12 protein-coding genes and 2 rRNA genes are annotated in these 12127 nt (G+C 56.4%); 5 read left to right on the top strand and 9 right to left on the bottom strand.

The genetic code is table 11. The features are described from left to right. The first annotated feature begins 89 nt into the window (after positions 1–89). Positions 90–212 (top strand): YshB family small membrane protein, encoded by a 123-nt coding sequence (locus ACJ8IM_RS22855; RefSeq protein WP_144337652.1) that lies wholly within the window; start codon positions 90–92, stop codon positions 210–212. A 34-nt stretch (positions 213–246) separates the two neighbouring features. On the opposite strand, the gene hemN is transcribed toward ACJ8IM_RS22855, so the two are convergent. After that, the gene (hemN, locus tag ACJ8IM_RS22850; RefSeq protein WP_033654515.1) at positions 247–1620 is read right to left on the bottom strand and encodes an oxygen-independent coproporphyrinogen III oxidase; all 1374 of its coding nucleotides are present in this window, start codon (positions 1618–1620) and stop codon (positions 247–249) included. Between the two features lie 182 nt (positions 1621–1802). Beyond that, complete coding sequence (gene yihI / locus ACJ8IM_RS22845) at positions 1803–2342, bottom strand: Der GTPase-activating protein YihI (RefSeq protein WP_049234118.1); 540 nt, start codon at positions 2340–2342, stop codon at positions 1803–1805. A 734-nt stretch (positions 2343–3076) separates the two neighbouring features. On the opposite strand from yihI, the gene yihA reads away from it, so the two are divergent. Beyond that, a complete protein-coding gene (gene yihA / locus ACJ8IM_RS22840; RefSeq protein ID WP_019452177.1) occupies positions 3077–3721 on the top strand; it encodes a ribosome biogenesis GTP-binding protein YihA/YsxC in 645 nt (214 codons plus the stop codon). A gap of 278 nt (positions 3722–3999) precedes the next feature. Here the strand turns inward: yihA and ACJ8IM_RS22835 are convergent, their stop codons facing one another. Continuing rightward, positions 4000–4047: a spot 42 RNA, inhibition of DNA synthesis gene (locus tag ACJ8IM_RS22835; RefSeq protein ID WP_071892919.1), complete on the bottom strand. Its 48-nt coding sequence runs from the start codon at positions 4045–4047 to the stop codon at positions 4000–4002. A 191-nt stretch (positions 4048–4238) separates the two neighbouring features. Further along, positions 4239–7043, bottom strand: coding sequence for a DNA polymerase I (gene polA / locus ACJ8IM_RS22830; protein WP_033654513.1), 2805 nt, complete (start codon positions 7041–7043; stop codon positions 4239–4241). Between the two features lie 497 nt (positions 7044–7540). On the opposite strand from polA, the gene ACJ8IM_RS22825 reads away from it, so the two are divergent. Then, positions 7541–8437, top strand: a complete 897-nt coding sequence (locus tag ACJ8IM_RS22825) for an acyltransferase (protein WP_033636498.1) — start codon at positions 7541–7543, stop codon at positions 8435–8437. 47 nt (positions 8438–8484) lie between these two features. Here ACJ8IM_RS22825 and dsbA read toward each other — a convergent pair whose 3' ends face one another. The 3 genes from dsbA to ACJ8IM_RS22810 all read right to left on the bottom strand — a co-directional run bounded on the left by dsbA (position 8485) and on the right by ACJ8IM_RS22810 (position 10492). After that, entirely contained in the window at positions 8485–9108 is a 624-nt protein-coding gene (gene dsbA / locus ACJ8IM_RS22820; RefSeq protein WP_004931264.1) for a thiol:disulfide interchange protein DsbA, read from the bottom strand. Between the two features lie 29 nt (positions 9109–9137). Further along, the gene (locus tag ACJ8IM_RS22815) at positions 9138–10124 is read right to left on the bottom strand and encodes a serine/threonine protein kinase (RefSeq protein ID WP_033654512.1); all 987 of its coding nucleotides are present in this window, start codon (positions 10122–10124) and stop codon (positions 9138–9140) included. Between the two features lie 98 nt (positions 10125–10222). Next, positions 10223–10492: a YihD family protein gene (locus ACJ8IM_RS22810; RefSeq protein ID WP_033638631.1), complete on the bottom strand. Its 270-nt coding sequence runs from the start codon at positions 10490–10492 to the stop codon at positions 10223–10225. A gap of 148 nt (positions 10493–10640) precedes the next feature. On the opposite strand from ACJ8IM_RS22810, the gene mobA reads away from it, so the two are divergent. Next, positions 10641–11231 carry a molybdenum cofactor guanylyltransferase MobA gene (gene mobA, locus ACJ8IM_RS22805; RefSeq protein WP_033649755.1) on the top strand — a complete coding sequence of 197 codons (591 nt, stop codon included), beginning with the start codon at positions 10641–10643 and terminating at the stop codon, positions 11229–11231. After that, positions 11228–11746, top strand: a complete 519-nt coding sequence (mobB, locus tag ACJ8IM_RS22800) for a molybdopterin-guanine dinucleotide biosynthesis protein MobB (protein WP_033654511.1) — start codon at positions 11228–11230, stop codon at positions 11744–11746. Before mobA ends, mobB begins: the two co-directional genes overlap by 4 nt. Before the next feature lie 72 nt (positions 11747–11818). On the opposite strand, the gene rrf is transcribed toward mobB, so the two are convergent. Together rrf and ACJ8IM_RS22790 are read right to left on the bottom strand one after the other, a co-directional pair. Then, positions 11819–11934 (bottom strand): 5S ribosomal RNA (gene rrf, locus ACJ8IM_RS22795). Positions 11935–12038: 104 nt separating this feature from the next. Continuing rightward, positions 12039–12127 (bottom strand): 23S ribosomal RNA (locus ACJ8IM_RS22790); the annotation flags it as partial.

The following is a 12127-nucleotide window of genomic DNA, read 5'->3' as shown; positions in this document are numbered from 1 at the left end:
GCCGTCCGGCGCACAAAAAAACGCCAACCGCAGGCTTTACAGCCGGTGCGGGCGCAGTATGATCGTGTCGCACACTCTGGAGGTTGACGATGCTGGACTCATTCATCGTATTCATTTCTCAGGGCACGGAGCTGGGCTCCGCCGCCAGCCACACCCCGCAGGCGGCGGTTGCCGCGGTATTGTGCGCCGCGCTGATTAACTTCTTCAGTTAAAAAAACAGCCGCATCAGCGGCTGTTTTTTCATCCTCAGATCACCCGTGAGAACTGCTGGCTGCGCGCCTGTTGCCGCAGATAGCGGTCGAAACACATGCAGATATTGCGGATCAGCAAGCGCCCGCGCGGCGTGACGCGAATGCCCTGCTCGTCGCGCTCCACCAGCCCATCGCGTTCAAACGGCGCCAGCAGCTGCAGGTCTTCGGCGAAGTAGGCGGTGAAATCGATGCCGTATTGCCGTTCGAGCGGCTGATACGCCAACCGGAAATTGCAGATCAGGGTTTTGATCAGATCGCGCCGCAGGCAATCGTCGTCCGTCAGCGCCAGCCCGCGCCATAGGGCGTTGCCCTGCGCCGGTACGCTCTCATAGTAATGCTTCAGCTCTTTCTGGTTCTGCGCATAGCTGTCGCCGAGCATGCTGATGGCCGACACGCCCAGCCCCAGCAGATCGCTGTCGCCCTGGGTAGTATAGCCCTGGAAATTGCGGTGCAGCTTGCCTTCGCGTTGGGCGATTGCCAGCTCGTCGTCCGGGCGCGCAAAGTGATCCATGCCGATGAACTGATAGCCGGCGCCGGTCAGGAAAGCGATGCTCTGCTGCAGAATATCCAGCTTCTGCTGGGCGCTGGGCAGATCGGCGTCTTTGATTTTGCGCTGGGCGGCGAACAAGTTTGGCATATGCGCGTAGTTGAACACGCTGAGGCGATCGGGATTCAGTTCAGCCACCCGCTGCAGCGTGAAAGCGAAGCTTTCCGGCGTCTGTTTCGGCAGGCCATAGATCAGATCGATATTGGTCGAGCGGAAGCCCAGCGCTTTGGCCCGCTCAATCAGGGCGAAGATAAAGGCTTCGTCCTGCTCGCGGTTGACCAACTGCTGCACCTGCTTGTTGAAATCCTGCACCCCCATGCTCAGACGGTTAAAGCCTTCGACGCGTAAATGATCGAGCACATCCAGCGCTATCTCGCGCGGATCGACCTCGATCGACATCTCCGCATCGGGCAGGAAATCAAAGTGTTCGCGCAGCAACGCCACCAACCGGCTGATTTGCGCTTTATCCAGGTAGGTCGGCGTACCGCCGCCCCAGTGCATCTGGCCGACCTTGCGGCCGGCGAACAGCGGCGCACGGCTGGCGATCTCTTGCGCCAAAACGTTCAGGTACTCGTCGGCCTTGTGGGTCTGGCGCGTCACCAGCTTGTTGCAGCCGCAGAAGTAACACAGCTTATGACAGAAAGGGATATGCACATACAGCGACAGCGGCCGCTCAGGGTAACGCGCAACGGCGCGTTGAAACGCCGCTTCGTCGTAGCGCTGGTTAAACTCCAGCGCCGTGGGGTATGAAGTATAACGCGGCCCTGAGTAGTTATATTTTTGGATCAGGGCCAAATCCCAGACAATCGTCTGCTCTGACATGCTCACTCCTTCCGATATCTTTTTCTACCGGGCCTGGAGAGAGGCGGTTGTCTGCGCTGTCTGGCCACGGAAGCGCTGCGAAAACGCGCTTTGCGCTTAGACAGCCGCCATAGTTTACCGAATAACCACAGCAGATAACACATCAAGAGTAGGGCTATTGCCGGGATTAGCCACATAGCGCGTTAAAAAGCGTCTTTCGGGTTGCCGCCTTTCAGCAGCTTCAGAATATCTTCCTGCTTCTCTTCTTCTTCTTCGTCGTCTTCACCCAGTTCGATGCCCAACACGTCCATCAGCACATCGATGCGATCCAACGTTTTGTCGACATAGGTCTGCTCTTCCGCGTTCAGCGTTTCGCCATCGTCGATGCGATCCAGCAGCGCGTTCAGGCGTTCGTCATTTTCCAGCTTCGCCAGCTCTTCTTCCGGCGACAGGCGCGGTTTCGCTTCGGCCTTTGGCTTCGGCTGCGGTTTGGCCTTCACTTTGGTTTCGTCGACCACCAGCGCTACCGGCACTTTACTGCCGATACGCGGATCTTTGGCTTCCGCCGCCGATTTGTTCTTCTGGCTGCCGGACTCGACCTGGGTGCGCGAACCGGAAGCGTGGCCGCGGCGCTTTTTCAGGCGTTTGCGCTCGCGCGCTTCCTGATCGAGCTCCATACGGCTTTTCTTTTTCGTTTTTGACTTCGCCGCGCTGCCGCGAGGTGCTTTTGATGGCTGGTTCATAGCGTGTGCTCTTAGGTATGTAGATTCAGTATAGAATTGCGGCGGAATCTAGCAGAAAGCGGACAAAGAAAAAAGGCGGCAGGTTAAACCTGCCGCCTATTTCGCACCTTCTTGCGAAGGGTATTCCAGTTACGCGCTCCTTGCGCACATGCAACATCCCGGTTTTTCCTTCTGCTATAACCGCATTCCCTGCCACTACGTCCTTCATCCTGAAAGAAAAATCGTCCATGGCGCAATCCATTCGCATCCGCTCTTCCCGAGCGAGCTTCCTGCCGGCATCCAAACTGCCAATACTTCACCATCCGATGTGCCTGCCGCCTGTTCCGGTGCGAAAGGGTCACTTCCTGTTGCGTTCATCCTGGCACTCATTGCACGCCCTGTGCATTCCCTGAGATTTGTCATCCTTCCCGGATGTTCCTTAATCCTGCGCAACCCTGCGTTAACGACTACTTTACGTTATTGTTGCCAAGGCTCAAGGCACCTGACGCCGATTTGGACGACATTTCCCTACAACGAAAAAACAACATATTGTTTTTAAAATAAAAACAGAAACATCACTTTCGAATAAAGCGACATTACCCGCGATTCGAATGGCAAATGTCTCACAACGTACGCGCGGCATAACTGTCGTTTTATCGCGTCCCGCCGCTTAAAAACCGAGAAACACGCCATTTTTACCGCTGATGCAGTTATAATCGCCAACCAGTTAGCCATCCTCACGGAGACGAAAAATTTTGACCAGCAAGAACTACAACTATCATGTGACCCATTTCGTCACCAGCGCACCCGATATTCGCCATCTGCCGGGGGATGCAGGAATTGAAGTCGCCTTTGCCGGCCGTTCCAACGCCGGGAAATCCAGCGCGCTGAATACGCTGACCAACCAAAAAAGCCTAGCGCGCACCAGTAAGACGCCGGGGCGCACCCAGCTGATCAACCTGTTCGAAGTGGAAGACGGCATCCGCCTGGTCGACCTGCCGGGTTACGGCTACGCCGAAGTGCCGGAAGAGATGAAGCGCAAATGGCAGCGCGCGCTGGGCGAATACCTGCAGATGCGCAACAGCCTGAAAGGCCTGGTGGTGCTGATGGATATTCGCCATCCGCTGAAAGATCTCGACCAGCAGATGATCCAGTGGGCGGTCGACGTCGGCACGCCGGTGCTGGTGCTGCTGACCAAGGCCGACAAGCTGGCCTCCGGCGCACGCAAGGCGCAGCTCAATATGGTGCGTGAAGCGGTGCTGCCGTTTATGGGGGATATCCAGGTTGAAGCCTTCTCGTCGCTGAAGAAGATCGGCGTCGACAAGCTGCGCCAGAAGCTGGACACCTGGTTTAACGAGATCCCACCGGAAGTGCTGCCGGAAGACGAAGCCGGCGAATAAGCCCAGGCCGAACGCCAGAGCCGATGCCTCGCCGCATCGGCTTTTTTATACCCGCAGTTCAGCCGCAGGCGGGATTTTTTGTTATCTAATTACAGTTCTGAAATAAAGCCATCATAAAAACTTATCGCCAGGGCTGGCTTATCTCGCCGGATTACGCGAGTCGAAAGGAGGAAAGCAGGAACGAAAAGCGGTGCGGAGCGATAGGAAAAACGTATGGTTTGCTGCTGTTTTTACAATAAAAAACGCCCCAGTCAATACTGACTGGGGCGGCTAAATATTCAGCCAAATCCGATTACGTGAAGTAAAAGGTCTGAAAGATAGAACATCTTACCTCTGTACCCTACGCCTGTAACTCTACCTTATTTTTTCGCAGGGCAAAAGAATTTTTTGTAGTTTACTTACACAATTTGCGGCGCAAGAACGGCGAAGTTGGGGAAACTATCGCCGCATCTTGTAGCTTAATTACGAAAAGTGCTTAGGTTATCGCCAGTTAGCGCATCCGGCGATAACCCGGTAATCAGTGCGCCTCATCCCAGTTCATGCCGACGCCCACGTCGACCTTCAGCGGCACCGCCAGAGTCATGCTGCCTTCCATCAATTGGCGGATGCGTTGGCTGGCTTCTTCGATCACCGACTCATGCACCTCAAATACCAATTCATCGTGCACCTGCATGATCGCGCGCACCAACGGCTTCTCCTGCCCTTGCAGCCAGGCGTCGACCTCGATCATCGCACGCTTGATGATATCGGCCGCGGTGCCCTGCATCGGGGCGTTGATGGCGGCGCGCTCGGCCGCCTTGCGGCGCATGGCGTTGCTGGAGCGGACGTCCGGCAGGTACAGGCGGCGCCCGTCCAGCGTGCTGACATAGCCCTGTTCGGAAGCCTGTTGACGGGTGCGCTCCATGTAGTCCAGCACGCCCGGGTAACGCTCGAAGTACAGATCCATATAGCGCTGGGCTTCCCCACGCGGGATCCCCAACTGGCGCGCCAGGCCGAAGGCGCTCATGCCGTAAATCAGGCCAAAGTTAATCGCCTTGGCGCTGCGGCGCTGTTCGCCGGTCACTTTATCCAACGGCACACCGAAGACTTCCGACGCCGTGGCGCGGTGAATGTCTTTCCCTTCGGCGAAGGCCTTCAGCAGCCCTTCATCCTGTGACAGATGCGCCATGATGCGCAGCTCGATCTGCGAGTAGTCGGCCGCGACGATGCGGTAGCCTTCCGGCGCGATGAAAGCCTGGCGGATGCGCCGCCCTTCTTCGTTGCGCACCGGGATGTTCTGCAGGTTCGGATCGCTCGAGGAGAGACGGCCGGTCGCAGTCACCGCCTGATGGTACGAGGTGTGTACCCGGCCGCTGACCGGGTTGATCATCAGCGGTAGCTTGTCGGTATAGGTGGTCTTCAGCTTCGCCAGGCCGCGGTATTCCAGGATCACCTTCGGCAGCGGGTAATCCAGCGCCAGCTCGGCCAGCACTTCTTCGTTGGTGGACGGCGCACCGCCTGGGGTTTTCTTCAGCACCGGCAACTTTTGTTTCTCGTACAAGATAGCCTGCAGCTGCTTGGTCGATGCCAGGTTGAACGGCTCTTCCGCCAGCTCGTGGGCCTGCGCCTCCAGCTCAGCCAGACGCTTGGCCAGCTCCTGGGAGTGGGCCGACAAAATGGCCGGATCGATCAGCACCCCGGTGCGTTCGATATGCGACAGCACCGGCAGCAGCGGCATTTCAATCTCGTTGAACACCGTCAGCAGCTCTGCGCTCTGTTTCAACTGCGGCCACATCGCCAGGTGCAACTGCAGCGTGACATCGGCGTCTTCGGCGGCGTAAGGCGCCGCCTGCTCCAGCGCGATCTGATTGAACGTCAGCTGGTTTTTGCCCTTGCCGGCGATCTCTTCGAAGGTGATGGTTTTATGGCTCAGATAACGATCGGCCAGGCTGTCCATATCGTGACGGCCGCCGACGCTGTCCAGCACATAGGACTCCAGCATGGTGTCGTAGGCGATGCCGCGCATCTCAATGCCGTAGCGCGCCAGCAGGCTCATGTCGAACTTCAGGTTTTGCCCGACCTTCAGCGCCTTATCGTCCTCCAGCAGCGGCTTGAGCGCTTCCAGCACGTAGGCGCGGTCCAACTGTGGCGGAGCGTCCAGATAATCGTGCGCCACCGGCAAATAAGCCGCTTCGCCCGGCGCGATCGCGAAGGACAGGCCGATCAGGTTGGCGGTCAGGGTATCCAGACCGTCGGTTTCGGTATCGAAGGCAAACACATCGGCCTTTTTCAGCCGCGCCAGCCAGTCGGTAAAGGCCGCTTCATCCAGAATGGTGACATAACCGTCCTGGGACAGCTTGGCCTCCGCCAGCGCCTTCGGCGCTTCCGCGGCGGCGGCGGCGGCCGGTTTGGCGCCGCCGGCAGCTTTCGCTCCCGCGCCTTTCTTGTTTTCCAGCCATACGCCGGCTTCCACGTCCGCCAGCCAGCGTTTGAATTCGTACTGTTTGAACAGCTGCTGCAGCGTATCGACATCCGGTGCAGAGACCGTCAGATCCGCGCAGGTCAGATCCAGCTCAACGTCGGTTTTGATCGTCGCCAGCTTATAGGAGAGGTACGCGACCTCTTTGTTCTGCTCCAGCTTGGCCGCCATGGTTTTGGCGCCGCGGAAGCTCAGCGTGGCGATATTCTCCAGATTGCCGTACAGCGCATCCAGCCCGCCGATACCCTGCAGCAACGCCTGAGCGGTTTTCTCACCCACGCCCGGCACGCCGGGAATGTTGTCCGATGAATCGCCCATCAGCGCCAGGAAGTCGATGATCAGCTCCGGCGGAATACCGTACTTGTCGCACACTTCCTGCGGGCCGAGGATGGTGTTGTTCATGGTGTTGATCAGGGTGACGTTCGGCGTCACCAACTGCGCCATGTCTTTGTCGCCGGTGCTGATCAGCACCGCGTGGCCAGCTTTTTCGGCCTCCAGCGCCAGCGTACCGATGACGTCGTCCGCCTCAACGCCGGGCGTCACCAGCAGCGGCAGGCCCATCGCCTTGACCATGTTGTGCAGCGGCTCGATCTGCGCACGCAGATCGTCCGGCATCGGTGGCCGGTGCGATTTGTATTCGGCGAAGAGATCATCGCGGAAGGTCTTACCTTTGGCATCAAACACCACGGCAACGTGGCTCGGTTGATACTGCAGCAGCAGGCTGCGCAGCATATTCAGCACGCCGTACATCGCGCCGGTCGGCTCGCCCGCCGAGTTGGTCAGCGGCGGGAAGGCGTGATAAGCGCGGTAGAGGTAGGAGGAACCGTCAACCAGGATTAGTGGGTTTTCTGCAATCTGGGCCATAGCGTTTCTTTATCGTGATCGGACATAGGGGTAAGCATGCCATAGCTGGCCGCCGGAGACGAACCTTAGCGTGCATTGCGGACGAAAATGATGAGATTGTGCGCGAGGATCCGCAAGATCTTACCTGTGGATAACTTTGTGCATAGAAAAGAGACCGAATTATAACGTTGTGATTATCGTTATAATGGCGAATAAAATTCCTATTTAAATCACCGCGTTAAAAGAACGAATTCCGGCGACGCTTTATTACTGGCTTTTATTGGATTTGTGGATATAACTTTCGCCGGATTTTAATCGCACTATTAATCAAATTCGGCGCCTCAATTACCTTAGCACAAGCTGGACAAGTTGCACAAAAACTCGGCAAATGGTTATCCGGCGAGGCCAAAAACAGTGATTTTTAGCGGCGCTTTACCCCGACATTCTCTGTTAAAATAGGCTTTTGTTCATGCGCTTCGGCATGCAACGATGTTCCCAACAACCGTCAGCCCATAACCATGCCAAGATTGTTAACGCCTGTTATCTTTATCATTTCCGTCATACTCACCATTCTGGTGACGGTGTTGTGTTCTATCCCCATCACGCTGGCCGGCATCGTGAAACTCCTGGTGCCCATTCCCGCCGTCTGGCGATATATCTCTGCTTTCGCCGATTTCATGATGTGGTGTTGGTGTCAGGGGCTGGCGCTGTTATTGCGCATTAACGGGCAATTGCGTTGGGATATTGAAGGGCTGGAAGGGCTGGATCGCAAAAACTGGTATCTGCTGATCAGCAACCACGAAAGCTGGTCAGACATTGTCGTGTTGTGCGTGCTGTTCAGAAATCATATTCCAATGAATAAGTATTTCCTCAAGCAACAGCTCGCCTGGGTGCCTTTTGTCGGCCTGGCCTGCTGGGCGCTGGATATGCCATTCATGAAGCGTTACTCCCGCGCCTATTTGCTCAAGCATCCGGAGAAGCGCGGCAAGGATATCGAAACCACGCGCCGTTCCTGCGAAAAATTCCGTCAACGTCCAACCACCATCGTCAATTTCGTCGAAGGTTCGCGCTTCACCGAAGCCAAGAAAATTAAAAGCAATTCGCCGTATCGCAATTTGCTGGCGCCCAAAGCCGCCGGCATCGCGTTTACCCTTAGCGCGCTGGGCAATCAGTTCGACAAAGTGTTGAACGTCACCCTGCTCTATCCGGAAAATAACCAACGGCCTTTTCTGGATATGCTGTGCGGTCGTTTGACGCGCATCGTGGTAAGAATAGAGACGCTACCGATCGATGAAACCCTGCACGGGGACTATTTCAACGACAAGCAGTTCAAGCGGCGTTTCCAACTGTGGCTGAATACGCTGTGGCAGGAAAAAGACCGGCTGCTGGATAAATTGAAGCGGCAATACGGATAAAAAAAACGCCGGCAACGAACGCCGGCGTTTTTCATGTTGAATCTGGCTTATTTCTGCTGGCTGAGGAATTTAACCACGTCGGCGAACTGCTTCACGTAAGCGTCCATCGAGCTGGTGTCCAGGCCATCGTTTTTAACCATGTATTTGCCGTTCACGAATACCGCCGGCACACCGCGCAGTTGCAGATCTTCCGCGGCTTTCTCCTGTTGAACCACCAGAGATTTCACCACGAAGCTGTTCCATGCCGCGTCATAATCTGCGGCGGTCACGCCCGCTTTCACGAAGACGTTACGGATATCATCCGGCGTTTGCACGGTCTGGGTTTTCTGCACCGCTTCAAACATCAACGGGCTTACCTTGTCTTCCACGCCCAGCGCCATCGCCACCGCCCATGCCTGAGTCAGCTGTTTGCCCAGCGGCCCCAGGAACTCAACGTGGTACTTGGTCATTTTGGTGCCGGCAGGCAGCGCCTTCTTCACGTTCTCGGACACGTGATAGACCTGCTCGAACTGGTAGCAGTGCGGGCAGTAGAAGGAGAAGAACTCCAGCACCTGAGGCTCACCGGTCACCGGCTTGTCCAGGGTCACGTACTGAGCGCCATCGCTAAACTGTGCCGCCGAGGCACTGAAGGCCATCACCATGCCAACGAGCGCCAACCATATTTTTTTCATAAGACTAAACTCTCCATTGTGTTAAAGCTTCAATACATTGGCGTCAGCTGCAGAGGGGGCTCCTGCAACAGCTTAACCTGTTCGGTGAAGGCCGCAGTCTGAGACAACCAGAAATCAGACTCCGCCATCCACGGAAAACTCTTAGGGAAGGCCGGATCCTGCCAACGGCGGGCGACCCAAGCCAGGTAATACACCATGCGCATCGCCCGCAGCGGCTCAATCAACGCCAGCTCGCGTTGGTCGAACTCGGCAAATTCGCCGTACGCTTCCAGCAAGACGTCCAGCTGCATCAATTGATCGCGCCGCTCACCGTGCAGCAGCATCCACAAGTCCTGCACCGCCGGGCCGTTACGCGCGTCATCAAGATCGACGAACAGCGGGCCGTCGCGCCACAGAATATTGCCCGGATGGCAATCACCGTGCAAACGGCGCGGCTGCCAGTCCAGATGCCAGTGCGCCTTGATCGCCGCAATCAGGTTGTCCGTTGCCAGCAGGAACGCGTCACGCTGTGCTGCCGGCAACAGCCCGCAATCGGCCAACACCTGACGCGGGGCGGTGAGATACTCTTCAACCCCCATCGTCGGCCGTTCGGCGAACAAACGCTCGCCGCCGACCTGATGGATACGGCCCAGGAAACGACCCACCCATTCCAACTGATCCAGGTTGTCTATCTCATATTGGCGCCCGCCCACGCTGGGAAACAGGGTAAAGAAGAATCCACAGTGCGTATGCAGCGTAGCGCCTTGCAGCGCCAGCGGCGCCACCGCCGGAATTTCCGCGCTGGCCAGATCCAGAGCGAACTGATGTTCCTCACCGATTTGTGCGGCGCTCCAGCGCTCCGGGCGGTAAAACTTCACTACGTAGCGCCGGCGATCTTCGTCTATAAACTGATAGACGCGGTTCTCATAGCTGTTCAGCGCCGTCAGGCCGGAATCGACGCGCAGGCCAACCCCTTCTAGCGCGTCCATAATCAAATCGGGCGACAGGGTGTCGAAATTAAAAGCAGAGTTATTCATAACGTTCGTTTGATCGCTGACAGCACGGTGCCGGGAATGAGAAATAGTAGCATTAATGGCGCCTTTCACGAGCTATGCTTTCTCGCACCGCGCGAGGATCAGTCCTTGATAACGCCGCGAGCGCGCAACAGCGCCGTTTTAAAATCTTCTTCGTAATCTTTCTTCAGGCCCGGGATCTGATCCGTGCCGGCGCTGCCGCGCATTTTCAGATGGTAAATAAGAATGTCGTCGCTCAGTTCGGACAACTCGCCTTGGAAGCCCGCTTCCTGCGCCAGCTTTTGCAAAAACTGCATCAAATTGAGATCGGGATCTTCCTGCCAGGCCGGGTGCAACAGCTCGATCAACTCGTTTACGCGATGCGTTTTCATCTCAATATCGTCCAATAGCATGAATAAACTCACAAAGTAACAGGCTTACCCACGCAGTGAAAGAACCGGCTTGTCAATAAAGGTAAATCCTGATGTCGCGCCGGCTTTAGCGCTACAATCAGCGCATCGACAAGGCGGGATAAACGAGATGCATAAAGAAATCAGCGGCGTCATTTTGGCCGGCGGACGGGCCACGCGTATGGGCGGTGAAGACAAAGGCCTGGTGTCAATTGCCGGTATCGCACTCTATCAACACGTATTGGCTCGGTTACGGCCGCAAGTGGCTTCCGTCGCCATCAGCGCCAATCGCAATCAGGCACGTTACCAGGCGAGCGGTTTGCCGGTGATTGGCGATCTGACGCCCGATTTCGCCGGGCCGTTGGCCGGGATGCTCGCCGGGCTCAAGCAATCTCCTAGCGAGTGGGTGGCTTTTGTCCCTTGTGACGTCCCCGACTTTCCCGCCGACTTAGTCGCGCAGCTATGGCGGCAAAAAGGCGCGGCGCCAGCAGCCTTTGCCAGCGATGGTGAACGAGATCACCCTACGCTGGCATTATTGCATACCCAAATAGCGCCGCAGCTGGCCGACTATCTGGCGCGCGGTGAACGCAAGCTGATGCTGTTCTTGCATCAGATTAACGCACAACGCGTGGTGTTCAGCGGGCAGCAAACGGCATTTCATAACCTGAATACGCCGGAAGACTGCCTGCACTGGCAGCAAGCACGAGAGCTAAAAACATGAATCGTTCATTGCCCCCTTTGCTGGCCATCGGCGCCTACAGCGGGACGGGGAAAACCACCCTGCTCAAGCAATTGATCCCAATGCTGAAACAGCGTCAGGTGCGGGTTGGGCTGATAAAGCATACGCATCACGACATGGATGTGGATACGCCGGGTAAAGACAGCTATGAGCTGCGCAAAGCGGGTGCCGACCAAACGCTGGTCGCCAGCGATCGCCGTTGGGCATTGATGACCGAAACGCCGGAGCAACAACCTTTGGATCTACGCTACCTGGCAGGGCGTTTTGACGCCGATAAGGTCGATTTGATTCTGGTGGAAGGGTTCAAACATGAACCGGTCAGCAAGATCCTGCTTTATCGGGCCGAGATCGGCAGACCGTTGGAAGACATGCTGGATAAATTTGTCGTGGCGGTAGCCAGCGACCAGCCGCTATCCATCGCGGCTAAGCAGTTGGATCTCAATCAACCGGAAAGCATCGCCGACTTTATTGTCGAGTGGTTGAAAGGCGCAGCGTAGCTGCGCTTTTTTGCGTTTTACGCATAGCAAAAAGCCCTGAACGTCAGTTCAGGGCTTTCGGCTTTATTTGATGCCTGGCAGTGTCCTACTCTCGCATGGGGAGACCCCACACTACCATCGGCGCTACGGCGTTTCACTTCTGAGTTCGGCATGGGGTCAGGTGGGACCACCGCGCTATTGCCGCCAGGCAAATTCTGTTTCATTCCAACCGCTTCACTCTCGTGTCGCCATCAGAACCAATCTCGGAACTTCGCTGAAAATCTCTTCGTCTCTAAAACACCTTCGGTGTTGTAAGGTTAAGCCTCACGGATCATTAGTACTGGTTAGCTCAATGCATCGCTGCACTTACACACCCAGCCTATCAACGTCTTAGTCTTAAAC

This window comes from Serratia sp. CY33525 (assembly GCF_052169115.1).
GTDB lineage: Bacteria > Pseudomonadota > Gammaproteobacteria > Enterobacterales > Enterobacteriaceae > Serratia > Serratia sarumanii.
The sequence above is the reverse complement of the archived record's forward strand: the minus strand, read 5'-3'. Positions and strand labels throughout refer to the sequence as shown.